The following is a 19172-nucleotide window of genomic DNA, read 5'->3' as shown; positions in this document are numbered from 1 at the left end:
AAGCATATTTCACCGGGCGGCCCTCGTCAATCATGATCAGCCAAACAAGAAAAATTCATGAATATCTTATCCCCGCAAGGGAGTAAAAAGCGGATGCAAAGGCTTGCCGCCAGTCCCCTCAACGCCCCGCCCTTTGATCCAGCATCTTTTCAATTAACTTTATTATCAATCAGTTGGCAAATGGAATAAATCGAGTTTCCGTCGCCCCCCTCCTTAAAACGATCAAATGCTTTTCATGGAGGTCCGCTTTTTTACAGACTCGAAGTTTTATGGATAAACCAAGCAGGGAGCCGCCGGTACGCCGTAAGAACGATCCCTGATTAGCAGGGAGGTTCCTGCGTTTCACGGAAATTTAATCCCAGGTAGAACTCTTTTATCCTTGGATCGTTTTTCAAGTCAGCGCTTGGCCCTGCGCTGACAAGCCTGCCGCTTTCCATAACCACGGCGTAATCTGAAATCGCCAGAGCTTTACGCACATTCTGTTCCACAAGTAAAATGGTCACGCCCTGGTTCCGGATGATCCGTATAATTTGGAATATTTTTCGGACGAGAAACGGTGAAAGCCCCAAAGAGGGTTCGTCCAAAAGCAGCAGGCGCGGCCTGGACATCATGGCCCGGCTTATGGCCAGCATTTGCTGTTCTCCGCCGGAAAGAGTTCCGGCCGGCTGGTTGATTCTGTCCGCCAGGATGGGAAAAAACGCGTATATCCGTTCCAGGTCGGTTTTTAGAGCGCGCCGGTCTTTTCGGATGTGTGCGCCCATGATCAGGTTGTCCTGCACGCTAAGCTCATGAAAGACCGCCCTGTTTTCCGGCACGTAGGAGACGCCTAAACGGACGATGCTTTCCGTGTCCATGCCGTTGATGCGTTTGCCGTCCAGGAGGATTTCGCCTTTTTGGGGCTGGCCGGGAATCAAACCCATGACGGTTTTCAAGAGAGTGGATTTTCCCGCGCCGTTATTGCCCAATAACCCTGTGACGCTCCCTCGCCTGACAGCAAAGGAGGCCCCTCGAACCGCCTGTATGAGGCCGTAGCGGGCCTGGACGTCTTTTAACTCAAGCGAGGCAATCATCCGGGTCGTCCTCCCCCAAATAAGCGGCCGCCACCTCAGGGTGAGCCTGCACCTGACCGGGAGTCCCCTGGGCGACCGGCTTGCCGAAGTTCATGACGAGAACCTGATCGGATATGTCCATGACAATCGCCATGTCGTGCTCGATCAAAAAAACGGCGGCCCCCAAGGCCTCTTTCACGGTTTTAATGCGCAAGATCATGTCGCGCCTTTCTTCGGCGTTCATTCCGGCGCACGGCTCGTCCAGCAAAATCAGTTTGGGCTCCATGGCCAGGGCCCTGCCAAGCTCCACCCTTTTTTGAATTCCGTACGGCAGGCCCCCCACGGGCCGCCCCCTGTACGGCTGAAGCTCCAGCAATTCGATGAGCTCTGCCGCCTTTTTTCTATGGAGAACCTCCTCCCTCCCTGCAAAGGATTTTCTTCCCCACATGAAGCCCCCCCTGAACAGACCGGTTTTCATAAACAGGTGCCTGCCCAGCATGAGATTTTCCATGAGCGTCATTTGCGAGAAGAGTTCAATATTCTGGAAAGTTCGTGCGACGCCCATTTGGGCGATGGCGTGGGGTTTTTTGCCGGTCAGTTCCCGGCCGTTCAAACGGATGGAGCCGCTTGCGGGCTTGTAGATTCCGTTGATGCAGTTAAAAAGCGTGGTCTTACCGGCCCCGTTGGGGCCTATGAGGGAAAAAATCGAGCCTGGGGGGATTTCAAATCCAACATCATCCAGAGCCGCCAGCCCCCCAAACCACATGGAAAGTTTTTCCACCATGAAAAACGCCATGCACCATCCTTTTAAAGCCGGGGCCGCTCTGCCCGGCGTTACGCAGCGACCGCTCCAAAGGCTTTTCATTAACGCCCGGGCGGTTTGCAGGCTTTATTGCAAGGCTCCGCAAAATCAGTCGATTTTCAGCCAATCGGTCAACTGGACCATGTCGCCGTCTTCCACGCACTTAGCGATAAACACTTCGGTCTGCCCCTGACGGCACATGGGGTCATTGGGGTCAAAGGGCGCAAAGCTGATTCTGCCCATGACGCCCCGGAAGTATTGCAGCTTTTCCAACTCCTCCACCAGGCGTTCGCGGGTGAGGTCACGTCCGCACCGGTGCAGGGCTTCCACCAGGGGTTCCGCAAAGCCGAAGCCGGAGGTAAAAAAAGTGCCCCATCTTTCGCCGGGAGCGGCAAATTTGTCGTAGGCGGCTTTATATTCCCGCATGAGAGGGCCGAAGGAGTCGGGCCCGTCCCCGAAAAAGGTGGTGATGACGCCTTCCCACAGGCCTTTGCTTATATCGTAGAGGTAAGGATAGTCCGAACAGGTGCTGGTGCTCATCCACTGGGGATCGTACTTCATGGCTTTAGCCGCCCCCAATAATGCAATGGCGTGCTTGGGCGCCACCCACAAGAGGACGGTGTCTGCATCCGCCTGCTTGAGTTTTGCGGCTTGGGGCCTCAGATCGCCCTCCGCCGTGTCCACAGGAACTTCGGCGACTAAGGTCAGGCCGTGTTTTGCAAGCTCTTCCTTGGCGCCCTTGAGGCCGTTGGCGCCGTAATCGTCATTTTGGTAGGCAATGGCGACCCGGGTTTTACCCAGAATTTCCACCGAGTAGCGGCATAAAGCCTTGGCTTCCATTTTATACAGGGGATAGGTTGCAAAAAGATATTTTTGCGGAGGATCTATCCAGTGCATGGAGCCGGAAGCCGGGCTGATCCAGGGCGTCTTGCGCTCCATGAGGTAGTCTTTCACGGCCATTCCAGGGGCCGTGCCCACGCCCCCCACCCAGGCGAAAATCCCTACGCTTTCCTGCAGTTGCTTGACGCCCGCCAGGGTTTGAGCCGGGTTGTAGGCGTCGTTGAAGGTGTGGTAGATGATCTTCCGGCCGTGGATGCCGCCTTTTTCATTAATCATTTCAAACAGTACGCCCGTGCCCCTGGCCACCGAACCCCAGGCTGCGGCGGGGCCTGTCTGGGGCCCCCACTGGCCGATATGAATCTCCGTATCGGTCACGCCCTCTTCAGCAAAGGCGGGAAAGCCCATGCATGCAATCAAAGAGAATAAAGCAAAAGATGCCAAGAGAATATTTGTTCTCATGCCAGTCCTCCTGTCCATGAGTGCTTTGAGTATTTTTTACTATACCTTTTTAACATAATGGCGAGAAAAAATCCCGCTTGGTTTAACACACAATACAATTACTATTAAAGCAAAAGCCACTGCAGACTTAAATTCCATAGATGCGTAACGGCCGAACAGGTTTTCTACAATGCCTATAAAATAGGCGCCGAACACCGCTCCGGGTATGGAGGTCATCCCCCCCACAACAGCGCCGGCGAAGCCTTTCAGCATGGGGTCCCACATCATGAACGGCTCCATGGACCGGGGGGCGAGAAGCAGGCCCGCGATGCAGCCGACCAGGGAAGACAAGCCCCAGGTGAACATGAGCACCCGGTTGGTCCTCACTCCCATGAGTTTGGCCGCGGACCTGTTTTGCTGGGTCGCCTTCATGATCAAGCCTAAGCGCGTGTAGCGGTAAAACACAAACAATCCCAGCATGACAGCCCAGACAACGGAAAAGGTGACGGCCTCCAACGTGGTGACATAAAAGCCCCCCAGCCAAATGGACTCGAACTCCGTAATGGGAAAGGGCATCACTTTGTGATCGGCGCCGAATTTCCAGGAAACCAGGCCCATGAGTATCATTTCCAGCCCTATGGTTACGATGATCATGCCCAAGGTGGTTTGCCGCCTGGCTCTCCTTAAAACCGCAAACTCCAGCACACAGCCCACAAACACGGCGAACAAGGCGGCCAAAGGCATGGCGTAAACAAAGGGAACTCCGTAATTCCGGAGAATCATATAGGTGAAAAAAACCGACGCCAACGCCATTTCCCCCTGGGCGAAGTTCACCACCTCCGAGGTCTTGTATATAATGACCATGGCAATGCCCATAAGGGCGTAGCCGCTGCCCGCGGCGACCCCATTGAGCATTATTTGCAAAAACTCCGTCATTTCGCCGTCCAACCCGTTTTCAGACGCCGGCCGAGCCGGTGCCCTGCGGGTTTGCAAAAATTTTACCCGCTGCGCCCCCTGCTTGAGCGGGCTTGCCAATATCGCCTGGCGCGAAGCCATATGCCGTGCAGGCCAAGAGGCTCAAACAGCATAATCAAAACCATGATGGCGCCAAAGACAATATACTGGATATTGCTGACCCCGGTAATGGAAAAATAGGACTGGGACAGACTCTTCAGCCAATCCCCCAATACGGGAACGTCCAGGACATTGCGAAGGGTCAGGTCCAGCCAGGTCAGCAAAACCGCCCCGGCGACGGCCCCCGATATGGAGCCCAGGCCGCCCACGACAATCATGGCCAAAAACATGATGGACATGAGCAAATTAAAGGTGTCGGGCTGTATATATCCCAAAACGAAGGCGTAAAGCCCCCCGGCCAGCCCTGCGAAAAAGGCGCTGACTGCAAAGGCCAGGGTCTTGTAAATCATGAGGTTCACCCCCATGGTTGAAGCGGCCACGTCCGAATCCCGGATGGCGATAAAGGCCCGCCCCACCCTGGTTTTCATCAGGTTTCGGGCGAACAGACAGGCTGCAAACGCCATTGCGGCGAATAAATAATACTTTTCGGCGTCCGAACTCAAATTAAACGGGCCGATAACCAAGTCAGGGGCGTGCAGGCCCTGACGGGCCCCCAGATATTGAATTTTGCCGATAATTTGCGTGATCGTCAGCCCAAAGCCCAAAGTGGCGATGGATAAATACGGCCCCTCCAGCCGCAAGGCGGGCAGCCCCAATAAAAAGCCCAGCAAAGCGGAAATGGAGGCGGCGATCAGCAAAGACGGCAAAAACGGCGCCCCCAGTTTGCCGGTCAGCGCCGCTGTTGCATACGCGCCTACCGCAAAAAATCCGGCGTGTCCCAAGGATATCTGTCCAGTGCATCCCACAAGCAAATTAAGGCCTATGGCGGCGATGATGTTGATAGCAATGCAGTTGGCGACGTATATATAATAGGTTTTCAAATAGTTGGAGGCGATGAATGGAAAAAGGAGCAGCCCGGACGCCAGGATGACAAACCATAACACGCCCAAACGCGATGTAAAGAACGCTACATCCTCATAGTGATCCCGTTCCATATCCATGCACAATGCTCCGGCATGCCATTCCATAAACGGCGCCGATATCTTGAAATCATTCAGGTCCGTAGAAACGACGGCTCCCCTTAGGCAGCGACCCAAGCATTAACACAAGCTGTCTTTCCATGTCACTTGCTTTTCAGAAACCTGGCCTTCCAATCAGGAAGTAAACCGGGAGTTGTGTGAAACAGGCAACATTGCCCCCATGAAATTGTTCATTGACTACTACCAGGATTTATGGCATAAAAGCCAAAATAGACGAGTAATATACTCGTCGATTAGGGTGAGCCGTCACAAACGTTCTGTTTGTCATCGGCTCGCCCGCCATCTTTCGGCAGGCGCACTTGTAGTATTAGGGTTTATCTGAGAACCCATCCCACCGTAGTTGCGGCGAGGCTCCCATAGGCGCCTTAAGCCGCCCACTTTTCCTAATTCCTATCCCAATCTTACCTCAGCAATCTTCACCCAGCCTGCCTTTATCCAAATCAAAAACAACACTAAAAAATCATGAATTTGATTTTTAAATGAATTAGAAGATGTGGATCTGCTTTGGGCGTCGAACTGCAAAAATAGGGGCCTGCCCTCGGCGAGTCGCTTTCTTGAAAGAAAGCTCCGCAAAGAACTTTTCAATGGCGCTACGCGCAAGACAGCGGGAATGCGCTCCATCCCCAAATACGTGACTTACGGCCAATGGAGCGTATAAAAAAAAAGCAGGGCAAGCCCTGACACTACATTGCATCTTGCGTCCTTGGAGGCTGAATTCGGCTCGTTGGCTCAAGCCTGCATGTACAACCTGAGAGTCAAGTAGTTGGGCGGCAGCGGCAGCGTTGTTGCTTTTTGCTGCCAGGGTCCGCGGGATTTTTTTTGATAAGGCTGGGATGGAAATGGGCTTTACATCCCCTAATTATAACACTAACTTAAAAACTTAAGGTCGTCCCCAAGAGCCTAAGATATGCCGCCATTGAAGAAGAGCTCTTAGTTTTTTTCTTTCAACTCAGGATGCCTCTCAAAAAAGCCTTTCACGGATTCAAGATCTCGGCCGCATTCTTTACATTTCAAGTCCGGCGCATCCCTTCGACAAATAGGGACCCTACATTGTAGACAAATAAAGGCTTCATTCTCATCATGCTCCTTCTCCGGATCATACCCCATGGATGTCCGGAGGAAGCCCATTCCCAGTGCTGAAAGAAGGAAGCCGAACAAGTACTTATATTCAGTCAGGTCAATATTAAAACCATATTTGTCACTGTAAAAGGCAGAATCAGATTTGATGATAATAGAAACCCCTAAAACCAGTAATAAAAAACCTAATGTTGAATAGTTTGCACTTCTCATTCAATTAAAAATCCTTAATTAATCAAACGTACGGGATAGGAACGTCCAGCGGGCGGATTCAACCTTTTTTATAGAGGCCGGTTATTTTTCCCTGGGCGAGGATGCGGCCTTGCATGGCTTTTAGCAGGGCTTTTTTGCCTGTTTTGGCGGGATCCAGGCCCAACATGGCGTCCAGGGCGTATACGGTGAAAATGTACCGGTGCTCGCCGAACGGCGGTTTGGGTCCTGCGTAGCCGTTTTTGCCGTACCCGTTTTTCCCCTGCTTGATTCCCTTTTCCAAAAGGGGCTTGACGGGCAGGCCGGGCTCCAGCGAGGCCATGTCGGGCGGAATGTCAAAAACGACCCAATGGGTGAAGTTGAAAAGGCGCAGCCTTGGGGAGGGGGCGTCCGGATCGTTTGCGACGACGGCGTAACTTTTCACGCCTTCCGGAGCCCCTTCCCAGGCCAGAGGAACGGAGCGGTTTGCTCCGAATTGAGTGTGTTCAAATGGTATGGTTTCCAGGTCTTCGAACGCGGAGCTGGCCACCGTTAATTCCAGGATGCCGTTCGGGTTCATGCTTTCCCCTCCTCAAGCCAAATCCCCGCGCTCGGCGATAAGGCTAATCCAGTTTGATCAGATTGTACTCCTGGGTTCCCAGGCCGATTTCCTCTCCATAAGAGACCTGCACGTTCCCCTTAGTGTAGCTCCTCATGCCCTGAAATTTGTCCAGGCCGGGGTCGTGGTTGCCCTTTAGCAAGTCGTGTTGATGGCCGATCTGGTCGTTCACCAGGTCCAGGCTGGCCTTATCCAGGGCCACCGGGTCCGTGGAAGCCAGGATGCCCACATCAGGTACGATGGGCGAGTCGCTCCAGGGCACGCAGTCGCAATCCGGGGTGACGTTCTGGACAAAGTTGATGAATCCCATTTTGCCCAATTTATCCTTGACGGCGCCGTAGGCGTATTCGGTCATGCGCTCCATGAAAGCGCCGATGTCCGTGGCCCAATCGGGATTGATGGCTTTTTCAGGGCATACGGTCATGCATTCGCCGCAGCCGATGCACACCTTGGCGTCTATGATGGAAATCTCGTCCTCCAGCTTGGCGGCGCCCACAGGGCAGACGTCCTCGCAGCTTCCGCAGCCGGTGCACTTATCTTTATCCACCTTCATGGTGAGGTCGTGCTGCTGCTGCTTGCCGGCCGCCGGGGCGCACCCCATGGCCAGATTTTTTATGGCCCCGCCCCATCCCGCCAATTCATGCCCCTTGAAATGGGAAAGGGCGATAATGGCGTCGGCGCAGACGATGTCCGAGGCGATTTTCACGGACTTGAAATGCTTTTTATCGATCTCCACTTCCGCAATGCTTTTGCTGGTCAGGCCGTCGGCGATGATCAGGGGCGCGCCGACCACGGCGTAGGCGAATCCGTGCTCGATGGCCGTAATGTAATGGTCTATCGCATTGGCGCGGCTGCCCGAGTACAGGGTGTTGGTGTCGGTAATAAAGGGTTTTGCCTTGGCTTCCTTGATTTTATCCACCACCTGGCGCACATAGACGGGGTTGATAAAGGAATCGTTGCCTCTTTCTCCGAAATGAAGTTTTACGGCCGTCAGATCCTTTTTCTTCAAAAAACCGGCAAAACCGGCTTTGTCGAAAAGCTCTTGAATCCGGTTGATCTTATTGTGTTTCCACGATCTGGTTTTGAAACTCACGAAAAAGACGTCTGAAGCCATGATACCACCTCCTGGCAGAAGTTATTGGGTGCTGCGGGGACATTTATACACTTGTATCAGATTGTCGGCGCTTCTTGCAACCGGTCCGCCTGATTTGTTATTCGGGAACCTTGTCTACGGCCTGAAATCAGGCGCCCATGATTCTCAGACCGGCTTCCTTGGCCATTTCCACCAGATCCTGGCGATCTTTGGCGTCGTTTTTATCATAGACTCCGCATGCGCGGACCGGGATGACTTCCGTGAATCCGTACCAACGGAAAAAAGCCTCGTAACGGGGGAAGATATCCGCGAAAAGGGAGTCATCCGGTTGGCCCTGAGCCAGGACGATGACCATTTTCTTGCCCGGAGCCAATCGGCTGGGAGTTTCCTTTTTGGCGTATTCGGGAACCAGGAAGCTGAAGCTCCTGTCCACAAAGGCCTTGGCCTGGCTGGTTATGTCGCCGAAATAAACCGGAGAGGCAAGCACCAGCACATCGGACTCCAGGACCGAGTCGAGCACCGGGCCCATGTCGTCCTTGACCACGCATTTTTCCGACTTGCCCTTGCAGGACATACAGGCCTGGCAGCCTTTGAAATTCAATTTATTTAAAACAAAGGTTTCCACCTCCGCGCCTTTTTCTTCGGCTGTTTCCGCGATGACTTCCGTTAAAAACGCGGTGTTCCCCCACCGGCGGGGGCTTCCCAAAACACATGTCACCTTCATTAATTTTCCTCCTATAATTGGTTCGGTTAGGCGTCTTTTTTGATACCATACCCGGCACGGGCATATCAAAGTAAAACCTCCGGACCTTTTAAGGGCCGCAAAGGAGAATTAGAAATATTTTCTATTTTTACAATAGGTTAAAGATCTAAAGCGCGGTTGATGACGCGCATGAGGTTTTCGGGGGTGAAGGGCTTGGCGATGACGCCGGAAAAGCCGAATTGCCGGAACTCGCTCATGATGGGATCCTGGGAGTAGCCTGACGACACGATGGCTTTGGCCTGTTTGTCCAAGTCCCAGATTTTTTCCATGGCTTCCTTGCCGCCCATGCCGCCAGGGACGGTAAGGTCCATGATCACGATAGTATACGGGTCGCTTTTCTCCATGGCTTCTTTATAGGCGGCGACGGCCTGGGCGCCGTCGGCGACCGTTGTCACGGCGAAACCGAGAAACTCAAGAATCTCGCCGGTCACGTCCCGCACCACCCTTTCATCGTCCATCAGCAGCACTTTGCCCTGGCCGCGATCCAATACCTGGGCTCGACTTTCTTTGGAAACCGGTTTGGAGTCGGATGCGGGCAGATAAACCGTAAAGCTGGTTCCCTCGCCTAAGACGGATTCCACCCCAATGTGGCCGTCGTGCTTTTTGACGATGGAATAGGCTGTGGCCAGGCCCAAGCCGCTGCCTTCCTGTTTGGTGGTGAAATAAGGGTCAAAGATATTGGAAAGGTCTTCGGGGGGAATGCCTTCCCCTTGATCCCGGATGGACATTTCCACATATTGTCCGGGCGGGAGCGGGAGGTTGTCCTTTTCCTCCACTTTCACATTTTGGGCTGAAATATACAAAATTCCGCCCTGGGGCATGGCCTGGGTGGCGTTAATCACCAGGTTCTGGATCACCTGACGTATCTGGGAGGCGTCCACCTCGGCGGGCATGAGATCCTCGGGAACGTAGTACTCGCACCGGACTTTGGAGCCGGACAAGACAAAGCCCACGCACTCCTTGAGGAGTTCCGCCAGGGAAGCGCTTTCCTTGACCGGCGCCCCGCCCCGGGCGAAAGTCAGCAATTGCTGGGTCAGCTCCCGAGCGGTAAGGCAGGCCCTTTCCGCTTCCTGAAGTTTGGACACGACTTTTTCGTTACCCTGGCCATAGAGCTTGGCCAGGGAAATGCTTCCCAAAACCCCGGTAAGGATGTTGTTGAAATCATGGGCGATGCCGCCGGCCAGGACGCCGATTGACTCCAGCTTGTCCATCTTTTGCAATTCGGTTTCATATTTTCTGCGCTGAGTCACGTCCCGCAAAATCAGGATGGCCCCGATGGCCCGGCCAATCTCGTCCGTAATAGGCGAAGCACTGGAGGAGATTGGCGTGGAAACCCCGTCCATGGAAACCACCATGGCGTCCCCCCGAGGCTCCACCCTTCCGCTGGTCAAAACCGCGCCCGCCAGATCCAGGCGGTCGTCCTCCCTGTTTACATGGTGGATATGCAGCACTTCCCTGGCGGGCCGGCCCAAAGCGTCGGAGACGGACCAACCGGTCAGGCGCTGGGCTTCTTCGTTAAACAACCGGATAAGCCCTTTTCCATCCGTGGCGATAACCCCGTCGCCGATGCTTCGCAGGGTGACCGCCAAACGCTCCTTTTCCTCCTCCAGAGCCTTTTCCGCCTGGCGACGTTCCGTCACTTCGCGAATGTTCAGGATCACGCCGTCTATCAAAGGATCGGCCAGAAGATTATTGCCCAACAATTCCAGGATGCGCCAGGTTCCGTCCCGATGCCTTAAACGGAATTCCGTCACCTTCGGCATGCCGGGGCGCTCTATCATACTCAGCAGCAATTCTTCGAACTTGTCCGCATCCTGGGGATGAAACCAATCCAGAATGCTGCGGCCCACCATATCCACGGGATCCAGGCCCAGAATACGCTCCACCGAGGGGCTTTGATAGGTGATGATGCCATTGGCGTTCAAAATTGTAACAATATCGGTGGCGTTTTCAATGAGGGCGCGAAACCATTTTTCCCGATCCGCAATGGTCTCCTTGGCTTGCTGAACCTGGTCGATCTTTACTTCCATGGCCGCATACAAAGCCTGCAACTGGCTGATCATGGAATTGAAGTTTTCCGCCAGAACCCCCATTTCATCCCGGGATCGGACCGGCACCTTTTGCGTCAGATCGCCTTTCGCCGCCGCCTGAGTGGCTCTGGTGATTGCCGTAACCGGCCGCACAAATCGCAGGGATATAAAATATACCGCCACCGCCAGGATGCAGGCCACGATGATGCCCGTCCCAAGCACCGTCCCGGCGATTCTCCTGGCTTGGGCAAGGCCGCGCTTTTCGTCCACCTCCACCAGCAGGCCAAGGTCCCATTCCCGGATCCACTGATACACGCCCATGACCTTGCGGCCGGCGTGATTAATGTAAGTTCCGTATCCGCTCGCTCCGGCCAAGGACTTTCGGACGCCCTCAGTATTCAGGTTCCAGGATTCCCTCTGGCCGGGCGCAACATGCTTGTTGAGTATGCCGAACCTGCGATCCACCAGAAGGACTTCACGGCCTTCCTGAAAGGAGGTCCAGACCATGACTTCTTTATTCATGTTATCCAGGTTGAGCCGCCCGGCCAATACGGCCAATGTCTCCCCCTGAGAGTCCTTGATCGGGGCCGACACTGTCATGGTGGGTGAAGATTCGCCTTCAGGGAGATACAGGTTCTGCAAAAACACTCCGTCGCGTCCCATCTCAAAATAGGCTTGGCCGGATCTATCCAAACCCTCGTGGCTTTCATTCGTGGAAACCAGCACCTTGCCTTTTTCCCGGGAAAGTATGAACACTTCCGCCAGTCCGGGCACGGAGCTTGTCACCGAGTTAAGCAGCCCCCGCAGATAATCCTGGGCTTCAACAAAAACCGGGCCGTCCCCGTCCGGCGCCAGATCCTCGCATAATATACGCACGTCCGGAAGCTGCGACATCAGCATAATCTGCTTGCGCTGCCGCTCCACCCATTCTTGCAGGTCGGCCCTTTTGACGGACGCCGCCGCCTGCAATTCGTCATACACGACTTTTTCAACCGTGGTTCGGGCTTGAATCCAGGAAAAAAAAGACGAAACGGCAATACCGATGAGTAAAAGGCTTAGAAAAGAGGCTATCAGCCTGACCAGCAGGCTGCGGGGACGAAACATAACCACCTCTGGTTGATTAAGGGCGCGCAGATAATGATTCAAAATATTCAAATTTCGCGGAATTGAGGCGCCAATATACCACCAAACACCAGATCACTTTATATTCAACCCTTTCCAACAAAGTCAAGCTCCTTGGACGCTGCTCAAATTTCATTGTTGACCTTTTTGGGTTTATGTATAATTTTATAAAATTACTAGAAGCTATCATGATACCCATTGTTTTTGTTAGGAATTCACAAGAAGGGAAAGGCTTGAAACTTTCTACTTGACAATGATTATCATTATCTGTTAGCTGTTTTCCAAAACAATGGACGTCAAAAAGAACTTCCACTATAATACGGGATGAATTTGATCACATAACTCAAAAATCAAAGGAGGAAACCATGTCCAAGACCATGGAAAATCTGGCCGCCGCGTTTGCCGGTGAATCTCAAGCTCGCAACAAATACACCTTTTTCGCCGAAGTCGCCAGGCAGGAAGGGTATCATTACATAGCCAAAATCTTTGAAGAGACCGCCTTTAATGAAATGCAGCACGCCAAAGACCATTTCATGAAAATGGGCGGCCTGGGCGACACCATCGCCAATTTGAAGGAAGCCATTGACGGAGAAGACTATGAGACCGTCACCATGTATCCCGACTTCGCCAAGGAGGCCGAGGATGAAGGAGACAAGGAAGCAGCGCGTCTGTTTATTCAGGTGGGCAAGGTGGAAGCCGAACACCGTGAAAGATATAAAAAAATCCTTGAAATGGTGGAAAACGGCACGGTATACAAACGGGACGAGCCCATCGCCTGGAAATGCGGCATCTGCGGCTACATTGTGGAAGCCAAAGAGCCCCCCAAGAAGTGCCCCAGCTGTCAGTATCCCCAGGAATACTATGAACCCGCATGCATGGTCTTCTAAAAGGGGTGTATGGAATCCCAATCCCGCAATGTGAGTGAACTAATGGTGGACACCCTGATAAATTGGGGCGTCCACCATATTTTTGGAATGGTGGGCCATTCCAATTTAGGCTTGGCCGAAGCCATCCGCCAACGCTGTTTAACGGGCGATCTTCAATTCATAGGCATACGCCATGAAGGCGCCGCCGCCTTCGCCGCCTCGGCCTATGCCAAACTTTCCGGCAGGCCGGCAGCGTGTTTATCCATTGCAGGGCCCGGAGCCACCAATCTGCTGACCGGCTTATGGGACGCCCACATGGACCGGGTTCCGGTGATCGCCCTGACCGGGCAGGTGAATTCCAACATGCTGGGGAGGAACAGCTTTCAGGAAGTGGATTTGCACAAGGCTTTCGCTGGAGCGACCTGTTTTTCCCAGACCGTCTATAAGTCCAGCAATCACGCCGAACTCATGAATCTGGCCATGAAAAGCGCCTTGGAAAACAGGGACGTCGCTCATCTGGTTTTTCCCAACGACGTGCAGGAACTGGAGGTGGATGAAAACGCCGCGCCCGGATCGCCCGTAGGAAGGATAGCGCGGCGAAAGATTTCCCCCGCAAAAAATGACGTGGATCAGGCGGCGGAGCTGTTTCTGAGGGCGGAGCGGCCCGTCATTATCATGGGCCATGGCTGCCTGCAGTCCGTTGAAACCGTGGTGAGTTTCGCCAAGGCCTGGAACATCCCGCTCATGACCACCTTCAAGGCCAAGGGCTTCATCCCGGACTCGCACCCTCTAGCCTGCGGCGTACTTGGCTTAAGCGGAACTCCCATGGCCATGCGAACCATGCGGAACGCGGACCTGCTGTTGGTGCTGGGGGCCGCCTTTGCGCCTCACACCCGCATTGCAGAGGACATCCCGGCCATTCAGGTAGATCTTGACCCTGCGGCCCTGGGAAAATTCCGCCCCGTGACCCTGCCCGTATGGGGGGATATACAAATTACGTTGGAAGAGCTTGGCAAGGCGCTTTCGGCGGCCGTTCCCAAAGAGAATCCCCGGCGAGAATTGGCTGAACAATGGGAAAAATGGCGGGAAACCAAGGCCAACAGAGCGTCCAAGGACCAAGGCAAGGGGATCAGTTCCGCAGCCGTCTTTGAAGCCATGTCCCGCCGTACGCCCGCCAACGCAGTCATAGCCCTGGATGTGGGCGACAACACCTATTCCTTTGGCAGATATTTTGAATCCAAGCACCAGCGCGTGCTGCTCTCCGGCATGCTGGGCTCCATCGGGTCCGGATATCCGGCCGCCATGGGCGCCTGCTGCGCCGCCCCGGACAGGCCCGTAGTTGCGGTAACCGGGGACGGCGGGTTCGGCCAGTACTTGGGCGAGTTGACCACGGCGGTGAAATACCGCATGCCGATCAAACATGTTTTGCTGAACAACAGCAGGCTGGGCAAGATCGCCAAAGAGCAGAAGGCTGATAAAAAAACCGTGTGGTCCACGTCCTTGCGCAACCCGGATTTCGCCAAATACGCGGAGATTTGCGGCGCCCGGGGAATTCGCGTGGAGTCCGCCTATAATCTGGACGGCGCCCTGGAGCAGGCCTTCGCGTACAACGGCCCGGCGCTGGTTGAAGTGCTCACCGATCCGGACTTGGTTTAATCCCTAAACTTCTTTTTAAAAATCCATGCTCAGCCCGGCGGTGAAGCGGAAGCCGTCGTCGGGATAGCCGTGGTGCGTCTCGTAATTGGCGTCCAAGAGGTTTTGAACTTTGACGTAAGCCTCGGCGGATTTTCCCCAAAGGGAAAAGGGCTGAACTGCCTTGGCGTCAAAGGATGCGTAGGCGTCCACCTGTTTTTCCTCGGTGTTGGAAATATCCGAGTATTGATCGCTAACAACCCTGCCCACGCCTTCCAGACGGGTTTTCCACGGGCCGGCCTTGCTTTTTACCGTCAGTTTAAACGTGTGCGCCGGCGAGTACGGGAGATCCTTGCCGTTGTGCTCGTTTTCCGTGGTTTGCAGCACGTACGAGCCTTCAAGCCCCACCGCGCCCACGGTCCATGAAAGCGCCAATTCGGCGCCCGTCCTGTTGGTCCGGTCCAGGTTGACAGGCCGCTTGATCAGGTCAGAGTAATCATCGTACTGAATCTTGTCCCACACGTCCTCCCGAAACAGGGTGCACTCCAGCCTGTTTTTCTTGGAGATGTCCCATTGCCAGCCCAGGGAGCAGGAGACGATGCGCTCTTCAATAAGATCAGGGTTGCCGCGAACCTGGTCAATGGAGCCGTGGGCGGGCTGATACAACTGGCCGAAAGTCGGGACGTGGGTGGTGTATCCGGCCCGGGCCTTGATCTGATGCCCTTTTCCAACGGGAACTCCCACGCCGACCGTAGCGCCGGGCTGAAAATCAAAGTCGGAGACGAGATCCCCCCGGACGCCCAGGGTCCATGTGAAAGCCCCCTCATCCCGGTCAAACTGGCCGTGGAGGCCGCCTTGGGTCCGTTCGTGGTCCCCGGAAAGGGTGTGGTCGGCGCCTTCCCATTTGCCGTTGCCGCCAAAGCGCAAGGCCCACTTGCCCAGGCTGTCGGCGATGGTGGTTTCCTCCTTGATTCCAATCAGGTTGGAGTCAAGCAGGGAAGTGAGGCCGCTTTGGGACTCGTCCTCCAGACGCAGGGTTTCTCCGAACACTTTGACTTCATACTCGGCCTGATCATTAAAAAAACCGCGGGCCCGCAAATCAGCCGATCCTTTATTGTATTGCTGCCTGGCGTCGGGGGTGGGATTGTCCGTCCTGCCTGGAGAGCCGTGCTCGGAATGGTAGTACCTGGCGCTGCCGTCCCATCGGGTGGGGGACGTTTTGGGATTTTGCCAGCTAACGCTCGCCTTAGCCGTATCCCTGTCGCTGTTGACGCGGAATCCGTCCTGATGGCTTGCGCCTGCGGACAACCCCAAAGCGTGGTCGTTGACCTTGAATGAACCGGAAGCGCTGCCTCCAACTTTGCCGCGGGAGCCGCCATAGGCTTCCGCGCGTCCGGTAAAGGCTTTTTTTCTTTTGACGTCCTGCTGGAGCACGATGTTCACGGCTCCGTTGGAGCCTCCGGCGCCCAGCCAGACGGGAATGGGCGGTTTGTACACCTCAATGCGCTCCACCATTTCCATGGGAATGCTGTTGATGTCCGCGCTGCCGTACTGCGTGGCGCCGGCGGGGCGGCCGTTTACCAGCACCAAAACATGCCCCTGGCCCGCGCCGCGAATGGCAATGCGGGTTCCTCCCGTCACGCTTTCGGTTGCGTCCACTCCAGGCATGGAGGCCAGGGCCTCGCTCACTTTGTGGTAGTGGCCCTGCTGGATGGATTCCCGTTGCAGAATATCCAGTTGCTGGGGATAGTTTTTAACGTATTCGTCCAACCGGGATTGGGTGACCACCATGTCTTCCAGGGCGATAGGCTCCTGGTCATGGGCCAAGGCGGTTGCATTGCAAAAGCAAAAAGCAAGAAGGGCGGCGACAAGGGAACAAAGGCCCCTTAAGGAAAAGGGGGGGTTTCCCGGAAGAAGCAATAAGCGCATAACTATCCTATAACCTCTTTGATAAAGAGGATTTTTCCGCTCCAACTTAGATGTCTCGTCAAAGCAATTAGCAAATGTCGACAATTCTCACAATCCCTGTGCAGCTCTTTTTCGACAATTCAAAAAGATGCGGCGGGGGAAAAGGATCCCCCGCCGCAGTGCTTTTTAGGCTGAAGCTGTTTTACATTTCAAAACGGATTTCGCCGTACACAGTTTGGCCGGCCTTAACGGAACCGCCCCAGTATTCGCCTTCGTCAAAGACGTTATTTACGGCGACGGAGGCGTGCACCTTATCCGTAGCATTGAAGGTCAGCTTGGTATCCCATTCCCAGTGGGGATAGTAGCCCATGTAGGTTTCTTCATCCGTATAGGAATTGTCATCTTCCCAATAGGTTTTCCCGAAATATTGGCCGAAGATGCTATACTGAAATTTCCAGAATCGAAAATCCGTCCCAAGTTTTACAAGATCCCGCGGGAATTCCAAAAGGCTGTGGCCTTCCACGGTTTTATCCAGCTCGTATTCTTTGATCTCGCTTTCATACCGGCCGTAATTCACGAAGAATTGCATCCAGTCGGTGGGGTACACCCTGGCGTCCGCTTCAAAACCAATGATGTCCACCTTGCCCACGTTGGTTTTCTTTGCCACTTTGGGCGCTTCATAATAATTTGTTATCAGGTCCTGAATCTGAGAGAAAATGAACGTGCCGCCCAGCTTAATTTTTCTGTTCAGCAGGTACTGGTCCACGCCGACTTCATAGTTCCACATGGTTTCGGGATCCAAGTCGGGGTTGGATTTGTACAAGGTGCCTGTGCTGCCGTACCATGTGCGGAAGAGATCATAGATTGTGGGCGGTTTGAAGGCCTGAGCGACGGAGGCCCGAACATAGGTTGAGTCTTTAACGGGCTCCCAAACCATGGACACTCTTGGACTGACTGCGCTTTTATCCTTATCTTCAAGAATGGCGAGATTTTTCGGATCGCCGGACTTGCCGTTTTTCGCCCACCACCAGTCGATGCGGGCGCCGGTGTACAAGGTTACTTTATCGTGCAGGCTCCATTCCACCTGAAGGAAAGGCGCCAGGAAGGTCGTGTCGCCTTCGGTCAGGTCAACCACGCCGCCCCATGTGGAGTCTTCATCCTGGTAATAGCGAAGGCGGGTGGTTTCCTGTTCAAAGGTTCCTTGTTTATAAAAAAGACCAGCGGTAAGCACATGCTTGCGCATCCAGTTGAATGCATAATCGCCCTGGATTTCAGCCATGTACTCGTTGTCTTCGGAAGCCACATATTGGCCTTTGGCGCTGTAATAGGTCTCGCTGCTGGAAGCTCCGCTAAGGGATGTGTACCAGGATTCGCGCTTCTGCCAGGCCAACTTGGTTGTGACATCCACATTCCCAAAGGTTTCCTCGTACTTCAGGGACGGGGCGTAATACTCACGGGCGCCTTTACCCGCCAGGAAGTCTTTGGGATTAACCTTGGAAGTCACCTGACCGCTTCCGGCTTCGACTACCCCGGAAAAAATAAAGTCGTTTCCATCGCTGATGTAGCTGTGCGGCGCGTCATATTCATATGTATGGCTGCCCCCCATAAACATGAAAGTCAGCTTGCCGGTGTCCGTGGTCTTCCATGTGGTCCGGAGGGTGCCCCCATAACGCTCGGAGTTTTTGTCGCCCTTGTCGCCGACCACCCAACGTTTGGCGACCTGATCAGTACCGGCAATGACGCTGTAGTTGATTTCATTCCCGCCGCTAATGCCGGTGGCTGCGCCTGCTTTGGTGGTTTTGGTGACCAATTGCGTGGGATAGCCTTCCTGGGCTTCCCAGTCCATAGTGATCCGGTATGTGAATCTTTCGCCGACCTTGTCGCCCACCCAGGCGCCGGCCTTTTGATTATTGTACGTGCCGCAGCCCAGTCTGCCGCCGGCTTCCAGTTCCTTGGGATCCTTGGTAATCAGGTTGACCGAGCCGCCCACGGCGTTGCCGCCGAACAAGGCGGAGCCGGGGCCAAGCACGACTTCAATCTGGCTGATGGCGTTGGGATCGATCATGTTGTACGGCACCAATGAGGAGTAAGGATCGTTAACCGGAATGCCGTCCACCATGACCAGGGAGCGTTCGTCTCCCGGAAGGCCGCGCATGGTGGTTGCCGGCAAAGCATCTCCCAATCCGCCGGGGCGATCCAGATACACGCCCTTTTCGTAACGCAGGGCTTCATCAATGGTATTGATCTGCATAACCTCCATGTCTTCCTTGGTGATAACGCTCACGCTGGCCGGGGCCAGGTCAGCCTTTTTCTGGGTTCTGGTGGAGGTTACTTGCATTTTTTCCATGCTTTTGGCTTCCGGGGCCGTATCTGGGTCCGCGGCAAAGACCGGAACCGCCATAAGCAACCCGACGAGAATTGAAACGACGCCCGTCAGAAATTCTCCCCTGTACTTCATCTTACTTCTCCTTTTTTCCTATAAGTTCATATGGTTTTCGCCTTTTATCCATCCCCCGAAAAAAGGCGGCAAAAAGCCGTCTAACGAGGACGAACGGGTTGCGTCCGCCAAGGCCTTCGCGGCCTCCCGTTTTTTATGAATTGCTCCAGGCCGGGCTTAAGCAACGCCGGTC

Annotated in this window: 14 protein-coding genes; 2 read left to right on the top strand and 12 right to left on the bottom strand. The window is 54.3% G+C overall.

The features are described 5' to 3' along the window. Positions 1-320: 320 nt before the first annotated feature. From G491_RS0123465 to G491_RS34530, 10 genes are all read right to left on the bottom strand, one after another. Entirely contained in the window at positions 321-1070 is a 750-nt protein-coding gene (locus G491_RS0123465; protein WP_084511663.1) for an ABC transporter ATP-binding protein, read from the bottom strand. Beyond that, positions 1054-1845: an ABC transporter ATP-binding protein gene (locus tag G491_RS0123460; RefSeq protein WP_028316283.1), complete on the bottom strand. Its 792-nt coding sequence runs from the start codon at positions 1843-1845 to the stop codon at positions 1054-1056. Before G491_RS0123460 ends, G491_RS0123465 begins: the two co-directional genes overlap by 17 nt. Before the next feature lie 114 nt (positions 1846-1959). Next, on the bottom strand, positions 1960-3150 hold the full coding sequence (locus G491_RS0123455; protein ID WP_028316282.1) for an ABC transporter substrate-binding protein: 1191 nt from the start codon (positions 3148-3150) through the stop codon (positions 1960-1962). Positions 3151-3189: 39 nt separating this feature from the next. Next, entirely contained in the window at positions 3190-4065 is an 876-nt protein-coding gene (locus G491_RS0123450) for a branched-chain amino acid ABC transporter permease (protein WP_028316281.1), read from the bottom strand. Between the two features lie 62 nt (positions 4066-4127). Further along, positions 4128-5204, bottom strand: a complete 1077-nt coding sequence (locus G491_RS0123445; RefSeq protein WP_035219943.1) for a branched-chain amino acid ABC transporter permease — start codon at positions 5202-5204, stop codon at positions 4128-4130. A gap of 969 nt (positions 5205-6173) precedes the next feature. Next, positions 6174-6533 carry a hypothetical protein gene (locus tag G491_RS0123440; RefSeq protein WP_028316279.1) on the bottom strand — a complete coding sequence of 120 codons (360 nt, stop codon included), beginning with the start codon at positions 6531-6533 and terminating at the stop codon, positions 6174-6176. A gap of 58 nt (positions 6534-6591) precedes the next feature. Beyond that, complete coding sequence (locus tag G491_RS0123435; protein ID WP_035219942.1) at positions 6592-7089, bottom strand: YbhB/YbcL family Raf kinase inhibitor-like protein; 498 nt, start codon at positions 7087-7089, stop codon at positions 6592-6594. Between the two features lie 43 nt (positions 7090-7132). Further along, positions 7133-8242, bottom strand: coding sequence for a DUF362 domain-containing protein (locus tag G491_RS0123430; protein ID WP_028316277.1), 1110 nt, complete (start codon positions 8240-8242; stop codon positions 7133-7135). Positions 8243-8369: 127 nt separating this feature from the next. Continuing rightward, positions 8370-8945, bottom strand: a complete 576-nt coding sequence (locus G491_RS0123425; RefSeq protein ID WP_015948257.1) for a flavodoxin family protein — start codon at positions 8943-8945, stop codon at positions 8370-8372. A gap of 137 nt (positions 8946-9082) precedes the next feature. Beyond that, a complete protein-coding gene (locus G491_RS34530) occupies positions 9083-12118 on the bottom strand; it encodes a PAS domain S-box protein (protein WP_051327483.1) in 3036 nt (1011 codons plus the stop codon). Positions 12119-12501: 383 nt separating this feature from the next. On the opposite strand from G491_RS34530, the gene G491_RS0123415 reads away from it, so the two are divergent. After that, on the top strand, positions 12502-13023 hold the full coding sequence (locus G491_RS0123415) for a rubrerythrin family protein (protein WP_015948259.1): 522 nt from the start codon (positions 12502-12504) through the stop codon (positions 13021-13023). Between the two features lie 9 nt (positions 13024-13032). Further along, entirely contained in the window at positions 13033-14658 is a 1626-nt protein-coding gene (locus G491_RS0123410) for a thiamine pyrophosphate-binding protein (RefSeq protein ID WP_028316276.1), read from the top strand. Positions 14659-14673: 15 nt separating this feature from the next. On the opposite strand, the gene G491_RS32200 is transcribed toward G491_RS0123410, so the two are convergent. Both G491_RS32200 and G491_RS0123400 read right to left on the bottom strand, forming a co-directional pair. Beyond that, on the bottom strand, positions 14674-16461 hold the full coding sequence (locus tag G491_RS32200) for a TonB-dependent receptor plug domain-containing protein (protein WP_169829511.1): 1788 nt from the start codon (positions 16459-16461) through the stop codon (positions 14674-14676). A 283-nt stretch (positions 16462-16744) separates the two neighbouring features. Next, complete coding sequence (locus G491_RS0123400; RefSeq protein WP_084511662.1) at positions 16745-19000, bottom strand: TonB-dependent receptor plug domain-containing protein; 2256 nt, start codon at positions 18998-19000, stop codon at positions 16745-16747. Positions 19001-19172 lie beyond the last annotated feature (172 nt).

Origin of the sequence: Desulfatibacillum aliphaticivorans DSM 15576, from assembly GCF_000429905.1 — a bacterium.
Lineage (GTDB): Bacteria > Desulfobacterota > Desulfobacteria > Desulfobacterales > Desulfatibacillaceae > Desulfatibacillum > Desulfatibacillum aliphaticivorans.
The sequence above is the reverse complement of the archived record's forward strand: the minus strand, read 5'-3'. Positions and strand labels throughout refer to the sequence as shown.